The sequence below is a fragment of the Advenella sp. S44 genome (assembly GCF_002810445.1).
In the GTDB taxonomy this organism is placed as follows: Bacteria; Pseudomonadota; Gammaproteobacteria; order Burkholderiales; family Burkholderiaceae_B; genus Advenella.
This window is the reverse complement of sequence record NZ_NEXS01000009.1, coordinates 113,709-133,369: the sequence shown is the minus strand read 5'-3', so window position 1 is coordinate 133,369 and position 19,661 is coordinate 113,709. Positions and strand designations below refer to the sequence as shown.

Below are 19,661 nucleotides of genomic sequence, written 5' to 3'. Positions count from 1 at the left end.
AACACCGGCCAAAGAGAGCCCTCCGACGATAAGAAAGCCAAGACCTCATTTGAAGCAGTCTTGTTCCTCCATCAATGGTGTCTTAGTCGCGAGTCGGCGCCTAATCAACCTGTTTCGGTTCGTCGTCGCCGGCTTGCGTGCCGGAGCCCGCTTCATCGTTCTTAAAGCGCTGGTACAGGGTCGCTACCAGGGGTCCGGTGATGTTGTGCCAGACACTGAAAATTGCGCTTGGTACAGCAGCTGCCGGCGAAAAGTGTGCGGTTGCCAATGCGGCGCCCAATCCGGAATTTTGCATGCCCACCTCGATGGACAGCGTTTTGCGCTGGGCAACACTCAAGCCTGATAGTTTTGCCAGCCAATAGCCCAGCAGTAGGCCCAGACCATTATGCAAGATGACGACAGCAAAGATTTCCAGCCCACTGGTGGCTATTTTTTGCTGGTTGCCTGCCACGACCGCTGCGACGATGGCAACAATGGCGACAACTGAGACCAGCGGCAGCACGGCGACGCCAGCCTGCACTTTTTCCTTGAGTACCGTTTGTGCGATCAGACCCAATCCTATGGGCAGGATCACAACTTGTACGATCGACCAGAACATGGCCGCCGCACTCACGTCCAGCCACTGGCTGGCCATCAGGTAAATCAGCCCCGGCGTGACGATGGGTGCCAGTAATGTGGTGACTGAAGTGATGGCCACGGAGAGGGCGATATCGCCACGAGCCAGAAAGGTCATGACGTTGGAGGCAGTGCCGCCCGGGCAGCAGCCGACCAGAATAACGCCGACTGCCACTTCAGGGCTCAAGTTCAGGCCCGTGGCCAGCAACCATGCCAATCCGGGCATGATAATGAACTGTCCGAGCACGCCGATGGCAACCGTGCCTGGGCGTCTGAATACCTCGGCAAAGTCTTTTTTGGATATGGTCAGTCCCATACCGAACATGATAATCCCCAGCAGGGGAACTATATACTGACCCAGCCATGTATAGCTGGTCGGGTTGAAAAAAGCCAGTATTGCAAACAGCAATACCCATATGACAAATGTCTTGCCAACGAATTGGCTCAGGCGGGCGATGGCCTGCATCATGAATATTCCTTGAGATAATCGCCATGTAGCGCGATGGGTCGCTACGGTAAATAACGACGGCGTCAGCGGGCAGTCACGGCAAAGCACAGCACGAGTAATAGGGTTGATCACCGACGGCAGGCCTGCGGCGCTGGTAAGCCCGGGGCCATTTTGTTGTGCAGATCATGCGGAAAACAAAGACACCGGCCTTTTGGGGCCGGTGTTGCGGTGCAGTAAATTAATTGTACTGCTTTTCAGATCGTGGTGGGGTTACCCTGAGTAGAGATGGTAATGTTGTGCCGGTGCAGCTTGCGATACAAGGTATTGCGGCTGACACCCAGTGTGCGCGCCACGTCACTGATATTCCAACGGTGCGTCTCGAGCAATTGAATCAGCGTGACTCTTTCACTTTCCTGCAGCGGATTGACTGGTCCGTGTTCTTCTGCAGTGCGCATGCAGTCTGTCAGCTGCGCCGGGGCAGCAACGCGGGGCGCCGGTTGTTGAGCATGCATGTCGGCCAGCGGCCCGGGCAAGTGTTCAGGGCCGATGGTGGCGCCGTCGGCCAGCACTGCCATGGTGCGCAATACGTGACGCATCTGGCGCAGGTTGCCGGGCCAGACATATTGCATCAGAATTTCCAGCACTTCGTCACTGGGCGTGACCGCCTTGCCCGCTTCCTCATGAAGGATCGCTTCAATTAGCTGGCGTTTGTCCTGGCGATCGCGCAATGGCGGCAGGCGGATTTCCACGCCATTGAGCCGGTAGTAAAGGTCTTCCCGGAATTGGCCCTTAGCCACCAGGTCTGTGAGGTTTCTATGGCTGGCGCTAATTAGCTGAATATCCACATCGACCGAGGCGTCTGCTCCCAGCGGCGTGACCTTGCGTTCGTCCAGAACGCGTAACAGGCGGGCCTGCAGAGCCAGCGGCATGTCGCCAATCTCATCAAGCAAAAGGGTGCCGCAGTGCGCCTGCAGGATTTTGCCGCTGCGGCCCTGACGCTGCGCACCCGTGAAAGCGCCGGCGCGGTAACCGAACAATTCGCTTTCAATCAGGCTCTCGGGCAGCGAGGCGCAGTTTACCGCAACGAATGGTCCATCATGACGAGGGCTTCGATTATGAACAGCGCGGGCGAGCACTTCTTTGCCGGTGCCTGTTTCTCCATACAGCAAAACCGGGACCCCTTTGCTGACCACACGCTGCGCCAGTTCGAACTGCTCGCGCAGGAAGCTGTCGCCCAGTTCGACGCAAGCGATGCCCGGTTTGCCGGTTTTCTGAGGCAGGGCAATTGAATCGGTGATTTTTTCCTGCGGTGGCAGGCCTGACGCCTTGCTCGACGAGGTATGAAACGATACATTGGCCGATGCGGCAGGAGGCAGTTGAGCCACCGCAAAGAAACGGCTTGATGCACCGGCCCGATAAATCGGCACGGGATGAAAAGAACTTTGCATACTGCGCTGCAAAAGCGTTTCGAGCGTTGACTGGAAGATCTCGTCAAAGCGGTAGCGGCGCAACTGTTCCATATTGGGAAATCCCAACTGAAATAGCGCGCTCTGGTTGGCGGCAACGATGGTGCCATCTTCCTCGACCATGAGCTTGCCGTCATGCACGGTGTTGATGCTTTCCGGACGGCTGTGAAAATGGACCGGGTGCGCATGCTGGCAACTGACGGTAAGTAGTCGGTTCTCAATCATGCGGGCTGTCATGCCGATCAGCACCAGCGAATGCTGTTGCAGCAATGACGATCGACTGGTCACGTCCAGCACCGCGATCATTTTTCCGGTATGGTCGGTAACGGGAACGGCAGAGCAGGTCAGAAGAATGTGCTTGTATAAAAAATGGTCGGTCTGGCGAATGGCAATGGGCTCGCCGACAACCAGGCATGTACCCATCCCGTTCGTGCCAACTTCTTCTTCGCTCCATATCGCGCCCAGGCGCAAGCCGAGCCCGGAAAGATCACTTTCCAGATGATCGGCGGCGACCATGTGCAAAATACAGCCATCGGTATCCACCAGCACGACGGCCAATTCCGGATCAGCCAGTTGCTGATACAGAATATTCATTTCGTGTTTGGCCTCGGTGATGAGTACCTGCTTCTGCTCGGTGCGCGCGACTCTTTCGGCGTGTGTCAGAACCGCGGGTAGTCGCCGGCTTTCCGGGTTAAGGCCATACTCATTGACGCAGCGGCCCCATGAACTGGCCACGGCCGGGTCAATGTCGGGAACCATGGCGCCATGATGGACGATCTGGTTGATCCGCTCAATGTGGTTGCTGACCTCCAACGCGTACATGTGTCCTCCTGCTATGGTAATCGGCAATCATGGATTTGATCATGATGCGATTTTTATAAACTGTCTCGGTGCATTGTGACGGGTTCGTATCCCACTGCATGCTTACGTCGTCTTGCGCGACATTAAATTGCAATCGTATCTGTAATCCTGTGCATCGGAAGACGGATTGTTGCTCTTCCGATTGTATCTCACCTGTCCGGCTGTGCGTGTCTCGTTTTCCCTATGAACGGGAGATTTGGTCGGGTGCTGCTGCCGGTAGCGTATCGTTTGCAGCCGACAGGCTGCGGGAATTGGCATCGTTGCGGAACACCAGTGGTTTTTCCTCAATCGCAGGCACTGGCGTGCGTCCGATCATATCGGTAATGACATGATGGTGGGGGGACTTATCGCAAACCGGGTCAGCGTTCGTAGCGTCGCCTGTCAGGGCCAGTGCCTGGCAGCGACAGCCACCAAAATCACGTGTCTTTTCCGGACAGGTGCGACAAGGTTCCTGCATCCAGTCATCACCGCGGAATTTGTTGAATGCGTCGCTGTGGTACCAGATATCGTGCAGTGCGGTATCGGTCACCTGCGGGAACTGCAATCCGGGAATGGTTTTTGCTGCGTGACAGGGAAGGGCGCTGCCATCGGCAGATACGGCCAGGAAAACGGATCCCCAGCCGTTCATACAGGCTTTGGGCCGAGTCTCGAAATAATCCGGCACGACAAACAGGATGCGCATCCGGTTGCCAATTTTCTCGCGGTAGCGGGCAACAGCCGCTTCGGCGCGCTCCAACTGCGCCCGGTCGGGCAATAACTGGTCTCGATTGATCAGGCCCCAGCCGTAATACTGCGTGTTTGCCAGTTCAAGATACTCCACCCCCATCTTGTCTGCCATCTCAATGATACGCTCAATGTGATCCAGGTTATAGCGGTGTAGCACCACATTCAGCACCATGGGATACTCGAACTCCCGGATCATGGCGGCAACGCGCGATTTCAGATCAAAGGTTTTTGTGTGAGTCAGAAAATCATTCATCTCCCGGGTCGAGTCCTGGAATGACAACTGAATATGATCAAGCCCGGCATCACGAAGCGCAGCTAGCCGTTCTCGCTTTAAGCCGACGCCGGACGTAATAAGATTGGTATAAAAACCCAGCTGACGACCTTCTGCCACTAGCACTTCCAGATCGTCGCGCAGCAACGGTTCACCGCCTGAAAATCCCAGTTGCGCCGCGCCCATTTCACGGGCCTGGCGCATGACGCTGATCCATTGATCTGTGGTCATCTCATTCAGATTGCTGGCGTAATCGACCGGGTTATAACAGAACACACAATGCAGCGGACAGCGATAGGTGAGCTCGGCCAGCAGCCACAACGGCGGGGCTATGGTGGCTTTGTGCTTTTGCTCAACGGCTTCAGGCATATCCATGATGACCTCTATTTAATCCAGCCACGCTCCTGTGCGGCCTGCAAAAATGATTCAACATCTTTGTGCAGTCCTGTCGTGGCAAAGCTTTGTTCCAGATCGGCAACGATTTGGGCAATGGTACGCTCGCCATCGCAACGACGAAGTATTTCAGCGGCACTGTCATTCAGTTTGACCATGCCTTCGGGATATAACAGAACATAGGCATTTTGCGCCTTTTCGAACTGCAACCGGAATAGTCGCGACAAATGGGGCTTTTCCGGCAATTCAGTCATGATTTGTCTCGCTATTGACCTGGCAGGCTTTTTCGATGGCATCCAGCATGGACCATAAAATGTCCAGCTTGAACTGCAGGATCTCCAGTGCTCGCGCCTGTTGCTGGCCAGTGGTAAAGTAATCCAGCGTCACTTGCAGGCCATGCTCCACATCCCGTTCTGCCAGAGAGATTCTGCTGCGGAAGTACTCCAGTCCATCCGGTTCTATCCATTGGTAATGCGTCGGCCAGTTGGCCAGCCGGTCCTTGTGAATCTTCGGCGCGAACATTTCCGTGAGTGATGAGCAAACCGATTCCTGCCACGGCGCCTGCCGGGCAAAATTGACATAGGCATCGACTGCGAAACGGACACCGGGTGCAACCAGCTTGAGCGACCACAAGTCTTCGCGACTGATGCCCACAGCCAGTCCCAGGCGTGACCAGGCTTCGATGCCGCCTTCGTTGTCGCCAAAGCCGTCATGGTCGAGCATGCGCAGAATCCAGCGACGCCGCGTTTCCCTGTCGGGACAGTTTGACATGACTGCTGCGTCTTTAAGCGGAATGTTGATCTGATAATAGAAACGGTTGGCAACCCAATACTGAATTTCTTCTTTGCTGAGCTGGCCGCTGTTCATCCTGATATTGAACGGGTGATGAATATGGTAGCTGGCGCCCTTGGCGCGCAACTGTTGCTCAAATTCATCCCGGTCCCACGCCTGGGGATCGGCATGTTTCTGGTTGTATGCAGCAAGATTTGAAAGGACGATGCTCACAATACGATCTCCATGCCATCGACGGCGATTTCAATATTATGCCGCTGCAGTACAGCCGCTTGTTCCGAGTCCTCGTTCAGGATCGGATTACTGTTATTGATATGAATAAGAATCTTGCGCTTCTGATCGCCTAGCGAGTCCAGAACGCTGATCATGCCACCCGATCCCGATTGTGGCAAATGGCCCATTTCGGCAGCGGTCTTGCGGGACAGACCCAATTGGATCATCTCGTCTTCCGTCCACACGGTTCCGTCTACCATCACGCAATCAGCACGGTTCATGGCTTCCAGAACCAAAGGCTCAATCTGTCCGAGACCTGGCGCATAAAAAAGCGTTTTACCAGAACTTTCGCTGGTAATGAGCAGGCCGATATTGTCGCCCACTTGCGGGTTGTTGCGATTGGGAGAGTACGGTGGCGCCTTGCTTGTCAGGGGAAAGGGCGTGATGCTGATGCCGGGCAGCTCAACCAGTTGCAATGGCGGACTGAAGCGATTTTCCTCGACAGTAATGTGTCGATGCGTCAGGCCGCAATAGTGCGACAGCACATGTGTCAGGGGCAGCCCGGTACTTAGATCGTTCCATACCGGCTCAGTGCAATACAGCGGGATGGGGCTGCCGCTCTCGCGCAGCATCAGCAAACCGGTCACGTGATCAATCTGCGCGTCCATCAATATCACAGATGTGATTCCGGTGTCACGCACGCTGCGTGCCGGTTGCAGTGCCGGATTGGATTGGATTTGTTTGAGAATATCGGGAGAGGCGTTGACCAGCAACCATTGGATGCCGTCTGCCGAGATGGCGATGGACGATTGCGTCCGCGCTGTCGCACGAATGGTTTGCCGGCGTATGCCGTCACAATTTGGGCAATTGCAGTTCCATTGTGGGAACCCACCGCCGGCGGCAGAACCAAGCACAAGAATTTTCATAGGTCGCAACTAAAAACGGCGCTGGCTCTCGCCAGCGCCGCAGGGTATAAATGTTGGAAGCAGATTAGCGGTTGGCGATGTACATCGTGATCTCAAAGCCGAAACGCAGATCGCAAAACTCAGGTGTTGTCCATTTCATAATTGTCTCCTGTTTAGAGGGAAAATGTTGGAGTGGCGAGCAGAACGCATATGAGCCAGTTGTCAGTAAAATACTGATATTTCGATATTGATACTGTCTCGCATGACTGCAAAATAATGCACAGTCAAATTAATGGTAGCATGACCCGCACATTTGTCAAGGCGCTTTAACTTGCAAAAAATTGCCGGTATTCGCTTTCATTATTATACGAGTTGTAATATGGTGCTATCGCTTTCACTCACTGCCCGGATCCTGTTTTGATGAGCAATTCTATCTCCCACGGTTATATCAATACGCCCGACGGGCATCAGCTTTACTATGCGCAATTTGGCAACATACGGGCTGCGACGGCTGTTGTTTTGCATGGCGGGCCTGGCAGCAGCAGTAACCTTGCGATGCTCGATTGGTTTGATCTGCAGCGGTGGCACGTAGTGTTGATTGATCAGCGTGGCGGCGGCCAAAGCCTGCCGACCGGCAGCCTGGAACATAATACAACGGCGCACCTGGTTGCCGATATCGAGCGCGTGCGTCAACACTTGTCGATTTCAGATTGGACTGTGGTGGGCGGCTCCTGGGGGGCGTATCTCGCGCTGGCTTATGCTGTCAGTCATGCGCGGCACGTTCGTCATCTGGTATTGCGGGGCGCATTTGTTCCTTCCCGGCTTCAGCTGGATTGGTTCTTTCAGGATCTTGGTGCCCTGGTTCCACAGGCGTGGCACACGCTGACCGAGACCATGACGGAAAACGAAAAGCAGACGGTTCTCAAAACGCTGACCAGCCGGCTGCTTGGCACTGATCCGAAGGCAATATCGGATGCGGCCCTGCGATGGAGCCAGTATGAAACGGGTATCATGAACAGTATGATGCAGTGCAGGGCGGCCCGCGGAACGCAGGGCGATGAGTCTGCCCGCCAAAATCATGCAAACGGACACGACGCAACGCCAGGGGCCGATTCAAGCGCAACCGCGCAGATGGACAGCACGCAGGACAGCAAGAAAGGCAGCCGGGACCAAAGCGAGGCTCGCTCGCGCCTTATTCATAAATATCGGATTCAGGCACATTATCTGCAGCACGGCGGGTTTGTCCACTTGCCGACTTTACTGGAGCAACTACGTACACTGGCGGTTGATACCACCTTGTTGCACGGCACTCACGACTGGATTTGCCCGCCGGCCAATGCGTTCTTGCTGCAGCAACACTTGCGCAATGCAGACATGCAGTGGATACAGGGAGGCACTCATACGCCGTCCGATCCGCTTGTTCTTGCGGCACTGACCAACACCATGGGCCGACTGGCTGGCGCGGTTGGCAAGGGACCGTACAGCTGACGGTCCTACCAGGTCAATCCGAGACGACAAGCTTGCCCGCAGCCCACAATCCGTGGCATGAAGCATGAAGCCGGCCTCCGCCAGCACGGCGTCCGTCATCCGCAGCACGCTGTCCGGCGTTCACAATCCGAAGCCCGAAGCACGCGAACGCCCGCCTATGCTTCAGCTGACAGGCGTTGCAGATGTATCAATCGCTGGTCAAACCCATACATGCATGGGACAGCCTGTATCGTATTCTGAACAACTCCTGATTCGAAGAGGCCCTGGGCGGGCAGACGACAGACGGACAAATCGGGACGATTCTGGGCCTGGCCTTACGGTTTACCCTGTGCTGACAGGGCACTGTGGCGTGTTTGGCATGGAAGTTGCTTGAGAATGGGTTATCGCCCGCCCCGGTTGCCATGCCTGCATGCGCGATGGGGAAGGGCCGCTCAAGTCAGAACCGTTCATAACCAATCCGGAGACACATATGAGTTACAATATTCATCCAGCCGTCAACAATGGCGTTCAGGCAAGTACAGACAATAACTTTACCGGTGGAAAGCTGGTTTGCAATTGCGAGACAGACAGAGTCGAAGTCACGGTCAACTCGCAATCGGCACATAATCACCTTTGTGGTTGCTCCAAATGCTGGCGGCCGGCCGGTGCCCTGTTTTCGCAGGTTGCCGTGGTCCCCCGGGATTCAGTGCAAGTGACGGCCAATGCCGACAAGCTCAAGGTGGTTGACGAATCGGCAGCCATTCAGCGCCATGCATGTAGCGGTTGTGGCGTTCACATGTACGGCCGTATTGAAAATACGCAGCATCCCTTTCACGGGCTCGATTTTATTCACACGGAACGGTCTCCAGAGACCGGCTGGTCTGCGCCCACGTTTGCCGCCTTTGTGTCATCCATCATCGAAACAGGAACCGATCCTGCCGAAATGGATGGCATTCGTGCACGACTGAACGAATTGGGATTGCCTCACTATGATGCGCTGTCGCCAGCGTTGATGGACGTTATCGCAACACACGTTGCAAAATCAAAACATGCATCTTAAGCAGGAGTTGAAGTAATGGATACAAAAGCCGCTGTTGCTACAAAAGCCGGGGCGCCGCTAACGATAGAGACGGTTCAGCTCGAAGGTCCGCGCGCATTCGAAGTGCTGGTGGAGATCAAAGCCTCGGGCGTGTGTCATACCGATATGTTCACGCTCTCCGGTGATGATCCTGAAGGGATTTTCCCGGCGATTCTCGGCCACGAAGGTGCCGGTGTGGTGGTGGAAGTGGGGTCGGGCGTAACGACGCTCAAGCCCGGAGACCACGTGATCCCGCTTTATACGCCAGAGTGTCGCAATTGCGCATTCTGCCTGTCGCGCAAGACCAACCTGTGCGGCGCCATTCGTGAAACCCAGGGCAAGGGCCTGATGCCTGACGGCACAAGTCGCTTCAAGATCAATGGCGAGGATGTGTTCCACTACATGGGCACCTCCACCTTTTCCAATTACACGGTTGTGCCGGAAATTGCACTGGCCAAGATCCGCGAAGATGCGCCCTTTGAAAAAGTTTGCTATATCGGCTGCGGCGTGACTACCGGTGTTGGCGCCGTGATCTACACGGCCAAGGTAGAGCCTGGTGATAAGGTCATTGTGTTCGGCCTGGGTGGGATCGGTCTTAACGTCGTACAGGGTGCGCGCCTGGCCGGCGCCGATATGATTATCGGTGTCGATATCAACCCGGCACGCGAAGAGCTGGCGCGTAAATTCGGTATGACGCATTTTGTCAATCCGAAGGAAGTGGAAGGCGATATCGTTCCCTATCTGGTAAGCCTGACCAAAGGCGGCGCCGATCACACCTTTGAATGTATCGGCAACGTGAATCTGATGCGCCAGGCGCTGGAGTCCTGCCATAAAGGCTGGGGCAAGAGCACCATTATCGGTGTGGCCGGTGCGGGGCAAGAGATATCGACAAGGCCGTTCCAGCTGGTTACCGGCCGTGTCTGGCAGGGTTCGGCCTTTGGCGGGGCGCGTGGTCGCACCGATGTACCGAAAATTGTCGACTGGTATATGGAAGGCAAGATCAACATCGATGACCTGATTACCCATGTCATGCCAATCGAGAAGATCAACGAAGCTTTCGACCTGATGCACGAAGGTAAATCAATTCGTTCGGTGGTCACTTTCGACTGATTGCTACCAGGCACGTCGCAGTCTGCGACGTGCCCGGGATTGCAGTACGATTTGTCAAAGCGGTATTACTGATGTGTCGGTATGGCACAACAGCCAAAAAGAAGGGGCTCTTATTATTGAGCCCCTTCGTCATTCTTGCCGGGGATGCGCTCGCGCCGGAGCCAGCCCCGTGACAGAACTAGGCTGCCTTGGCCTGCTGTGCGTACATCTTGGCCATCTGGTCAAGCGGTATCGGCTTGATGGAAGAAGCACGACCCGCGCAGCCGAATGCCTCAAAGCGTTGTTCGCAAATCTGCCTTGCGGCTGCCGTGGCTTCCTTAAAGAATTTTCGCGGATCAAATTCTGATGTGTCCTGCATCATGCAGCGACGCATGGCCCCGGTCATTGCCAGCCGGATATCTGTGTCAATATTGACTTTGCGCACGCCATTTTTGATGCCTTCGCAAATTTCCTCTACCGGCACGCCGTAAGTTTCGCGAATATCCCCGCCATGCGCCCTGATGATGTCCAGCCACTCCTGGGGTACAGAGGACGAACCGTGCATGACCAGGTGTGTGTCGGGAATACGCTCGTGGATTGCGCGGATGCGGTCAATAGCCAGAATGTCGCCAGTTGGCTTGCGGGTAAATTTGTATGCGCCGTGGCTGGTGCCAATGGCAATTGCCAGCGCATCCACTCCGGTACGGGCCACAAAATCGGCGGCCTGTTCCGGATCGGTCAGCAGTTGTTCATGCGATAAGATACCCTCGGCGCCTGAGCCATCTTCCTCGCCGGCCTGGCCTGATTCCAGCGATCCCAGGCAGCCGAGCTCGCCCTCTACCGAAACGCCCACGCAGTGAGCCATATCGGCAACCTGGCGCGTCACTGCGACATTATATTCGTAGGTCGATGGTGTTTTCATATCGGCCTGCAGCGAGCCGTCCATCATCACACTGGAAAACCCGGATCGAATCGAGGCCTGGCACACTGCGGGGCTGGCTCCGTGATCCTGATGCATACATACCGGAATGTCAGGATAGGACTCGATGGCCGCTTCTACTAGTCGGCGCAAAAAGGCTTCTCCGGCATACTTGCGTGCGCCGGCCGACGCCTGCAAAATGACCGGGCTATCGGTGCCGGCCGCAGCCTGCATGATGGCCTGGATCTGTTCCAGATTATTCACGTTGAAGGCGGGAATGCCGTAACTGTGCTCTGCCGCGTGATCCAGCAGTTGACGTAATGAAACGAGGGCCATGTTGATCTCCTTGAGTGGTACAGGGGGCGTTCAATCTGAATGCGCGACCCTGTGTTCGAATAGTCTATGGATTGAGTGCGAGCTGTGCATGGACAGCGTCGCGAACCGCCTGCGGGGTAAGACCGAAGTAGTCATACAACTGGCTGGCCGGCGCCGATTCGCCGAAGGTATCGATACCGATGACGGTGCCGTTATTGACAACGCCGCGCCAGAACCAGCGGGAGCCGGCTTCGATGCTGATGCGTGGCAGCTCGGGCGGGAGCACCTGATCGCGCCACGCTTGCGGCTGGGCATAAAACATCTCGACGCAAGGCATGGAAACGACGCGCACCGCGATACCTTCTTCGCCCAGTGCCTTGGCGGCATCGATGGCAATGCCCACTTCCGATCCCGTGGCAATCAACACGGCTTGCGCATTGGCCGCGTCCTGCAGGATATAGCCGCCGCGTGCGATCTGATCGCGTTGCGCCTTGTCACGAGTAAAGGGAGTCAGATTCTGGCGCGACAGGACCAGGCAACCCGGCCCGTCGTGGCGCTTGAGCACTTCTTGCCAGGCAATGGCTGTCTCTTCACCATCGCAAGGCCGCCATACCCGGTTGTTGGGAATGGTACGCAGCGAACTGATATGTTCTATCGGTTGATGGGTCGGGCCGTCTTCACCCAGACCGATAGAGTCATGCGTGAAAACATGGACGACGCGTTGTTTCATCAGCGCGGCCATGCGGATTGCGTTGCGCGAGTAATCCGAGAAGGTCAAAAACGTGCCTCCGTAGGGAATAAATCCGCCATGCAATGCCAGCCCGTTCATGACCGCTGCCATGCCGAATTCACGTACGCCGTAACTTAAATAGTTACCGTGGCCATGATGATTGACCCACACGGACGATTTCACATTGGTCAGGTTCGAGCCGCTCAGGTCGGCCGAGCCGCCGAACAAGCCCGGCAGGGTGGGGGTCATGGCCTCCAGAACGATCTGGGATGCCTTGCGGGTTGCGATTTTGCCGTGAAGCGCGTCGCTGGTATCCAATAGGGCGTCCAGCGCCTGCTGTGTGGCATCGGGTAGGTTGCCGTGCAGTCGCTGGGCCAGCTCATCGGCATCCTCGGGAAATTGCGCCTGCCAGCGATCAAAGCGTTGCTGCCACTCTTGTTGACGGCTCGCGCCCTGCTCGATGGCGTTCCAGTCATTGACCACGTCGTGGGGCAATTCGAATTCTGCGTAGCGCCAGCCTCTTGCCGCCCGCATTGCTGCGATTTCATCGGGCCCCAGCGGCGCGCCATGTACTTCGTGACTCCCGGCCTTGGTTGGCGCGCCGTGACCGATATGGGTGCGGCAGCAGATCAGGGTAGGGCGCGCTTGTTCGGACGCCTGGGATTTTGCCTGGCGGATGGCTGCATCGACCGCCGCTGCGTCATGTCCGTCTACATTGGCAATCACATTCCAGTTGTACGCCGCAAAGCGTCCGACGGTGTCGTCGCCGAACCAGCCTGTGACCTGGCCATCAATGGAAATTCCGTTGTCGTCATAAAAACAGATCAGCTTGCCCAGGCCCAGGGTGCCGGCCAGCGAACACACTTCGTGGCTGATGCCTTCCATCAGGCAACCGTCGCCCAGAAAAACGTAGGTGTAATGATCGATGATGGCATGACCGGGACGGTTATAGCGGCGTGCCAGCAATTGTTCTGCCAGCGCCATGCCCACGGCATTGGCCAGGCCCTGGCCCAGCGGGCCGGTTGTTGTCTCTACACCAGGCGTGATACCCACTTCGGGGTGGCCGGGCGTCACGGAGTGAAGCTGGCGAAATTGCCGGATCTGCTCCAGCGGCAGATCGTAGCCGGTCAGATGCAGCAGGGCATACAGCAGCATGGAGCCATGGCCGTTGGACAGCACAAAGCGGTCGCGATTAAGCCATCCCGGATCGGCCGGGTTATGGGACAGATGCTGTCGCCATAGCACCTGGGCGATATCGGCCATGCCCATGGGGGCGCCAGGATGGCCCGACTGCGCCTGTTCTACGGCGTCGGCCGCCAGAAAGCGCAGCGCATCTGCATGTCGTGTATCCTGAAGGCCTATTTTTTCGGCAAGATTCATGGTTTTCTCCTCAAGCCTGTGTCGCGCGTTTTTTGCGCTCCATCATGCGCCAGACAAATGGCGTAAAAATCAATTGCATGGCCAGTTCCATTTTGCCGCCAGGAACGACAATGGTGTTGGCCCGCGACATGAACGAATCGTGCACCATATTGAGCAGGTACTGAAAATCAATGCCCTTGGGGTTGGCAAAGCGGATGACCACGAAACTTTCGTCCAGCGCCGGAATGTCCCGCGCAATAAACGGATTGGAAGTATCCACGCATGGCACCCGCTGAAAGTTGACATGCGTTAGCGCAAATTGCGGACAAATATGGTTCACATAATCGGGCATGCGCCGCAAAATGGTATCTGTGACCGCTTCGGCCGAATACCCTCTGGCCGATTTGTCGCGCCACAATTTCTGTATCCATTCCAGGTTGATCACTGGCACCACGCCGACCAGCAAATCCGGATATTGCGCAATATTGATGTCCTTGTGCACGACCGCGCCGTGCAGCCCCTCATAGAACAGCAGGTCAGTATCCGGAGGAATATCCTCCCACGCCGTGAACGTGCCGGGCTCCTGATTGTAGGGGGCAGCTTCACGCGTATCGTGCAGGTACTTGCGTCGCTTGCCCGAGCCGCTCTCGCTGTATGTGCGAAACAGCGTTTCGAGTTCGGCAAACAGATTCGTATCTGGTCCGAAATGACTGAAATTGGCATTGCCGTTTTTCTCGGCGGCCGCCTGCCGCTCTTTCATTTGCGCGCGGTTGTAGCGATGAAAGCTGTCGCCTTCGATAGAAGCCGCTGTGACGCCTTCGCGGCGGAATATATTTTCGAAGGTCCGGGTCACCGACGTGGTTCCGGCGCCTGAAGAACCGGTAATGGAGATGATCGGGTGGCGTTCTGACATATTTCTGGCCCTTTGGTAAATGAAAAATGACGTATAACCGGCGCGACGCTAAAAGTGCCTGTCGCCGCAGAGGCAGCCACAAGGGCTGTGTGCATGTAGCTTCATCACACGCCCGTCGATTCGGTAAACAGGCTGCGCTCATGAAACAACGGATTTGGCGAATCGACGCGTCGCGGATGCTGGTGGTACTGCTCAATCCGCTCGACCTCGTTTTTCGATCCGAAAATAAAACCGATTCGCTGATGGATGTCGGTGGGAACCACTTGCATGACCGGTTCAACGCCGGTGCTGGCACGCCCACCGGCCTGCTCCATGATAAAGCCGATAGGATTGGCTTCATATAACAGACGCAATCGGCCATTACGCGCCGGCTGTTTATTGTCTCGCGGATACAGAAACACGCCGCCGCGCATCAGGATGCGGTGTGCTTCGGCGACCAGCGACGCAATCCAGCGCATATTGAAATCCTTGCCGCGCTCCCCCGTCTTGCCGGCGATGCATTCATCAACATAGCGTCGTACCGGATCTTCCCAGAAGCGACTGTTGGACGTATTGATGGCAAATTCATTGGTGTCTTGGGGAACCTTCAGGTTCGGATGTGTCAGCATGAATTCGCCAACCAGCGGGCACAGCGTAAAAGCGTGGACGCCGTTGCCGACCGACAGCACAAGCATGGTGGAGGGCCCGTAGATGGCATAGCCGGCGGCCACCTGTTTTACGCCGGGCTGAAGGTAGTCTTTGGTCGTGGTTGCACGCCGTGAATCAGGCGTGCGCAGCACCGAGAAAATACTGCCAACAGCGACATTGACGTCAATATTGGAAGAACCATCAAGAGGATCGAACAGCAGCAGGTATCGGCCGCGGCTATACGGCTTGGGAATGCTGTATGGTTCATCAAGTTCTTCCGATACCATACCGGCCAGTTGCCCACCCCATTGATTGCCTTCGATGAACAAGTCGTTGCTTAGCACATCCAGCTTTTTTTGCTCTTCGCCTTGCACGTTGGTCGAGTTGGCACTGCCGTTGGCGCCGGCCAGTACGCCGCAGGCGATCGTGTGCGATATTCGGCGACAAACCAGGGCGATATTGAGGATCACGCTGTTGAAATCACCGCCCGCCTCGGGAAAGCGCCGTCTTTCGTCGATCAGGAACTGGGTCAGAGTAAGTCGTTGCTGCGTTTGCATGGTGGTTTCCTCTATGTAAATCAATGTCTGGCGATATGTCAGCCGGCCTTGAGCAGCGGATCTGCGTGCAGGCACTTGAGCGTGAACAGGTCCACCATGGTCTGATGGATGCCGTTGCCAGGCGGAATCGGCAGATCGGGATCGCCCAGATGGGGTAGCACCAGCATGGCGCCATTAAAATCCTGCTCTTGGGTAAAATGCGTGGGTGTGATAATGGTCGAGATGCCGGCTTTGGCCGCCGCGCGCAACCCGTTTTCCGAGTCTTCGAAGGCAATGCAGTTTGTGGCGTCCACGTCGAGCTCGTCCAGGGCGTGAACGTAGACGTCCGGCTCGGGCTTTTTCTTGCCCGGGGTGCTGGCATCGCAGATTGCGGCAAAGAATTTTCGCCAGTCCGATCCCAGACAATGGTGCAGCAGGGCATCAACATTGGCCGCCGTCGTGGTGGTGGCAATGGCCACCGGGATGCCAGCGCAATAGGCGTCTATGAGCAGTCTGTGAATGCCGGGGCGCAACACGACCTGGCCGTTTTCCACCAGACGCGCATATTCCTCCGTCTTAATGGCGTGAATTTCCCGGATTTTTCTTGCGGCCTGCAGTGTACTGGCGCCTTCCGGGTCAATGGACAACCAGTAGTGGGCCATGCGCTCCTTGCCGCCGCTAATGGCCAGCAACTCCCGGTATAAGTCTTCGTCCCAGTACCAGTCCGTGCCGGCCAGCACGAAAGCGGTATTGAACGCGCGTAGATGGACGGTCTCGGTATCGGCCAGTGTCCCGTCCACATCAAAGATCAGTGCTTTGAGCATGTTATGTCTCCCCATTGTTTTCCTGTTTGCTGCCCGGGTCGCGCTCGCCGCCAGTCTCTGACTCCTCGCTGAACACGCGACTGGCGCGAATATCCTGGGCGCAAATGGTTTGCAAGGCGGTGTCGCTGACATTGTCCGGCGCTTGCATCAGTCTGGAAGCATGCCGCAGGCGCGCGCGCTCCAGGGCATTGCGCACACTGCGTGCATTGGCAAAGTATGGCTGTTGCATGCGCTTGACAATATATTGGGAAAACGCCTGTTGCGCCTGGTCATCAAAGCGATACTGCATGCCGTCGAGCATGATGTCTGCAATTTTTTCCAGTTCGTCGGGTGCGTAGTCCGGAAAATCAATATGGTGGGCAACGCGCGACGACATGCCCGGGTTCGAAGAGAAAAAGCGATCCATCCTATCCTTATAGCCGGCGAAAATCACGACAAGATCATCGCGATTGTTTTCCATGACCTGCAGCAGGATCTCTATGGATTCCTGACCATAGTCGCGCTCGTTTTCCGGACGATATAAATAATAGGCCTCATCGATGAACAGCACGCCTCCCATGGCCTTTTTCAAAACCTCCTTGGTTTTCGGTGCGGTGTGTCCGATATACTGCCCAACCAGGTCATCACGCGTGACGGCAACCAGATGGCCACGACGCAGGTAGCCGAGCCGATGCAGAATCTGCGCCATACGCATTGCTACCGTGGTTTTTCCGGTGCCGGGGTTGCCCGTGAAGCTCATATGCAGGCTGGGCGTGCCCGTACGCAGGCCGCGTTCGGCACGCATTTTGTCAACCAGCAGTAATGCGGCGATATCACGAATGCGCTGTTTGACCGGCGCCAGGCCTACCAGTTCGCGATCGAGCTGCTGCAAGGTCTGGGCAATGGCCAGCTGGTCTTCCGACGCCGTACTGTTTGCTGTCTGGGTTTTTTCCGGCGCATCGGCATTGAGCGTGGTTTGCGTCATGATCTTCTCCTTTGGCGTGGACCCTGGGGCTGGGTATCTATTTAATGGATATCATGCCGGGCGATAGTCGCTCCGGCTGCTTGCGTTCAATATCAGTAGCGACTGCCTTCTGCGGCGCCGGTCACGGCATAACTTTCAATGGTGTAGCGCATGCGACGTCCATCGATCTCCTGACGTACAAGGCGAAAGCCCGGTTCGTTCTCGGGACGGTTGACAATGAACGACATCACTACAGATTCAACGGTGTGCGTGTTATCAAAAGCAGTCACTCGAATGTAGTGGTTCGGAAAGGTGTTGCGCGCTTGTTCGATCTCCTGCAATATGCCGGCGGCATCGCGCAGATCAAACATCGGGTTGCCGAACATTTCCCAAAAGGTATTGCGTGGATGCGGATCATCGGTATATTCGATGCCGACAGCCCAGCCATTGTCCAGGCAATATTGCAGTTGCTTTGTGATCTGCTCGTTGGTCAGATCGGGAAGAAACGAAAAAGTACCCTGTGTAATACGCATGATGTTCTCTCTTGTCGTGAAGTTCTAGTGTTCAGGCTTTGATTACATCTGTCATTTAAGCGACAGACGGCATGGGTGTGTAGTCGGATGTGTCGGTTGACTCGTAATTGAATGTCACTTCACCCCATGTATCCAGCGCCGCACGCAGGGGACCGCAATGCTTGGCGGCATCCTTCAGAATTTGCGGGCCTTCCTCTGCAATGTTGCGTCCTTCGTTACGTGCCAGAACCATGGATTCGAGCGCCACGCGATTGGCTACCGCGCCAGCCTGAATACCGTCGGGGTGACCAATAGTGCCGCCGCCGAACTGCAGGATGACATCATCGCCAAACAGATCCAGCAGTTGGTGCATTTGTCCGGCATGAATACCACCAGAGGCTACCGGCAAGACTTTGCGCAGCGCTACCCAGTCCTGATCGAAAAATATGCCGCGAGGCAGATCGGTCTCGGTATAGGATTGACGGCAGACGTTGTAATAGCCTTGTACTGTCATTGGGTCGCCTTCCAGTTTGCCTACCGCGGTGCCGGCATGCACATGATCGACGCCAGCCAGTCGCAACCACTTGGCAATTACGCGGAACGATACGCCGTGATTTTTCTGACGCGTGTAAGTGCCGTGTCCTGCGCGGTGCATGTGCAGAATCATGTCGTTCTGACGGCACCAATGCGAGATCGACTGAATCGCCGTCCAGCCTACCACCAGGTCGACCATCACGATGACCGAGCCCAGTTCCTTGGCAAACTCTGCACGGCGATACATCTCTTCCATGGTGCCCGCAGTCACGTTCAGGTAACTGCCCTTGACTTCGCCCGTTGCAGCCGATGCCTTGTTCACTGCATCCATGACAAACAGAAAACGATCGCGCCAGTGCATGAAGGGTTGCGAATTAATATTTTCATCGTCTTTCATGAAATCGAGGCCGCCCTTGAGGCCTTCATAAACCACGCGGCCATAATTGCGTCCGGAAAGACCGAGCTTGGGTTTTGTGGTGGCGCCCAGTAACGGACGTCCGAATTTATCAAGACGCTCGCGTTCAACAATAATGCCGGTGGGCGGGCCGGCGAATGTTTTCACATACGCTGGCGGAAAGCGCATATCTTCAAGTCGTGCTGCCTTCAGGGGTTTGAAGCTGAACACGTTGCCGATGATGGACGCAGTCACGTTTGTGATAGAACCCTCTTCGAACAATGATAGGTCGTAGGCGATATAGCAGAAGTATTGCCCTTCGTTATTGGGCACAGGATCGACCCGGTATGCTTTGGCGCGATACTTGTCGCAGGCAGTCAACCGGTCAGTCCATACCACTGTCCACGTGGCTGTTGATGATTCTCCGGCAACCGCAGCAGCCGCTTCGATGGGGTCAACGCCTTCTTGCGGTGTGATGCGGAACACGGCGAGTATATCGGTGTCAAGGGGTTCATAGTCGCCGTCCCAGTATCCCATCTGCGCATATTTGAGTACACCGGCTGCGTACCGTTTTTTCTGGTCTTTGATCTGGACGTTGCTGATATCGTTCATTGTTCTATCTCCTGAGTGCTTTGTGTGATCAAGCCGGCAGGGTGATGCGTCTGACCGGTATGAATGAACTATACAAATCACAATGCTTCAGGTCTAATAATAAATATCGAAGAAATCAT

18 protein-coding genes are annotated in these 19,661 nt (G+C 55.8%); 3 read left to right on the top strand and 15 right to left on the bottom strand.

Annotated features, from left to right (window positions below):
- Positions 1-100: 100 nt before the first annotated feature.
- From CAP48_RS14480 to pqqA, 7 genes are all read right to left on the bottom strand, one after another.
- Entirely contained in the window at positions 101-1,081 is a 981-nt protein-coding gene (locus tag CAP48_RS14480; protein ID WP_100698633.1) for a bile acid:sodium symporter family protein, read from the bottom strand.
- A 236-nt stretch (positions 1,082-1,317) separates the two neighbouring features.
- Positions 1,318-3,351, bottom strand: a complete 2,034-nt coding sequence (locus CAP48_RS14475) for a sigma-54-dependent Fis family transcriptional regulator (RefSeq protein ID WP_100697946.1) — start codon at positions 3,349-3,351, stop codon at positions 1,318-1,320.
- A 220-nt stretch (positions 3,352-3,571) separates the two neighbouring features.
- Positions 3,572-4,762, bottom strand: coding sequence for a pyrroloquinoline quinone biosynthesis protein PqqE (pqqE, locus tag CAP48_RS14470; RefSeq protein ID WP_100697944.1), 1,191 nt, complete (start codon positions 4,760-4,762; stop codon positions 3,572-3,574).
- 8 nt (positions 4,763-4,770) lie between these two features.
- On the bottom strand, positions 4,771-5,034 hold the full coding sequence (gene pqqD, locus CAP48_RS14465) for a pyrroloquinoline quinone biosynthesis peptide chaperone PqqD (protein ID WP_100697942.1): 264 nt from the start codon (positions 5,032-5,034) through the stop codon (positions 4,771-4,773).
- The gene (gene pqqC, locus CAP48_RS14460; protein ID WP_100697940.1) at positions 5,027-5,785 is read right to left on the bottom strand and encodes a pyrroloquinoline-quinone synthase PqqC; all 759 of its coding nucleotides are present in this window, start codon (positions 5,783-5,785) and stop codon (positions 5,027-5,029) included. Before pqqC ends, pqqD begins: the two co-directional genes overlap by 8 nt.
- Positions 5,782-6,711, bottom strand: a complete 930-nt coding sequence (pqqB, locus tag CAP48_RS14455; RefSeq protein WP_100697938.1) for a pyrroloquinoline quinone biosynthesis protein PqqB — start codon at positions 6,709-6,711, stop codon at positions 5,782-5,784. Before pqqB ends, pqqC begins: the two co-directional genes overlap by 4 nt.
- Before the next feature lie 64 nt (positions 6,712-6,775).
- Positions 6,776-6,850: a pyrroloquinoline quinone precursor peptide PqqA gene (gene pqqA / locus CAP48_RS14450; protein WP_014751277.1), complete on the bottom strand. Its 75-nt coding sequence runs from the start codon at positions 6,848-6,850 to the stop codon at positions 6,776-6,778.
- A 260-nt stretch (positions 6,851-7,110) separates the two neighbouring features.
- Here pqqA and CAP48_RS14445 point away from each other — a divergent pair, with 260 nt between their 5' ends.
- The 3 genes from CAP48_RS14445 to CAP48_RS14430 all read left to right on the top strand — a co-directional run bounded on the left by CAP48_RS14445 (position 7,111) and on the right by CAP48_RS14430 (position 10,345).
- Positions 7,111-8,178, top strand: coding sequence for an alpha/beta fold hydrolase (locus CAP48_RS14445; protein ID WP_100697936.1), 1,068 nt, complete (start codon positions 7,111-7,113; stop codon positions 8,176-8,178).
- A gap of 469 nt (positions 8,179-8,647) precedes the next feature.
- A complete protein-coding gene (gene gfa, locus CAP48_RS14435) occupies positions 8,648-9,217 on the top strand; it encodes an S-(hydroxymethyl)glutathione synthase (protein WP_100697932.1) in 570 nt (189 codons plus the stop codon).
- Positions 9,218-9,232: 15 nt separating this feature from the next.
- On the top strand, positions 9,233-10,345 hold the full coding sequence (locus tag CAP48_RS14430) for an S-(hydroxymethyl)glutathione dehydrogenase/class III alcohol dehydrogenase (RefSeq protein ID WP_100697930.1): 1,113 nt from the start codon (positions 9,233-9,235) through the stop codon (positions 10,343-10,345).
- Positions 10,346-10,523: 178 nt separating this feature from the next.
- On the opposite strand, the gene fba is transcribed toward CAP48_RS14430, so the two are convergent.
- The 8 genes from fba to CAP48_RS14390 form a co-directional block, all read right to left on the bottom strand.
- Positions 10,524-11,579, bottom strand: a complete 1,056-nt coding sequence (fba, locus tag CAP48_RS14425) for a class II fructose-bisphosphate aldolase (RefSeq protein WP_100697928.1) — start codon at positions 11,577-11,579, stop codon at positions 10,524-10,526.
- A gap of 64 nt (positions 11,580-11,643) precedes the next feature.
- Positions 11,644-13,668 (bottom strand): transketolase, encoded by a 2,025-nt coding sequence (gene tkt / locus CAP48_RS14420; protein ID WP_100697926.1) that lies wholly within the window; start codon positions 13,666-13,668, stop codon positions 11,644-11,646.
- A 10-nt stretch (positions 13,669-13,678) separates the two neighbouring features.
- Positions 13,679-14,560 carry a phosphoribulokinase gene (locus CAP48_RS14415; protein ID WP_100697924.1) on the bottom strand — a complete coding sequence of 294 codons (882 nt, stop codon included), beginning with the start codon at positions 14,558-14,560 and terminating at the stop codon, positions 13,679-13,681.
- Positions 14,561-14,664: 104 nt separating this feature from the next.
- Positions 14,665-15,744 carry a class 1 fructose-bisphosphatase gene (locus CAP48_RS14410; RefSeq protein WP_100697922.1) on the bottom strand — a complete coding sequence of 360 codons (1,080 nt, stop codon included), beginning with the start codon at positions 15,742-15,744 and terminating at the stop codon, positions 14,665-14,667.
- A 38-nt stretch (positions 15,745-15,782) separates the two neighbouring features.
- Positions 15,783-16,547, bottom strand: coding sequence for an HAD-IA family hydrolase (locus CAP48_RS14405; protein ID WP_100697920.1), 765 nt, complete (start codon positions 16,545-16,547; stop codon positions 15,783-15,785).
- Between the two features lies 1 nt (position 16,548).
- Positions 16,549-17,511 carry a CbbX protein gene (cbbX, locus tag CAP48_RS14400; RefSeq protein ID WP_100697918.1) on the bottom strand — a complete coding sequence of 321 codons (963 nt, stop codon included), beginning with the start codon at positions 17,509-17,511 and terminating at the stop codon, positions 16,549-16,551.
- A 92-nt stretch (positions 17,512-17,603) separates the two neighbouring features.
- On the bottom strand, positions 17,604-18,023 hold the full coding sequence (locus tag CAP48_RS14395) for a ribulose bisphosphate carboxylase small subunit (protein ID WP_100697916.1): 420 nt from the start codon (positions 18,021-18,023) through the stop codon (positions 17,604-17,606).
- Between the two features lie 55 nt (positions 18,024-18,078).
- Positions 18,079-19,542: a form I ribulose bisphosphate carboxylase large subunit gene (locus tag CAP48_RS14390; RefSeq protein WP_100697914.1), complete on the bottom strand. Its 1,464-nt coding sequence runs from the start codon at positions 19,540-19,542 to the stop codon at positions 18,079-18,081.
- Positions 19,543-19,661: the final 119 nt, after the last annotated feature.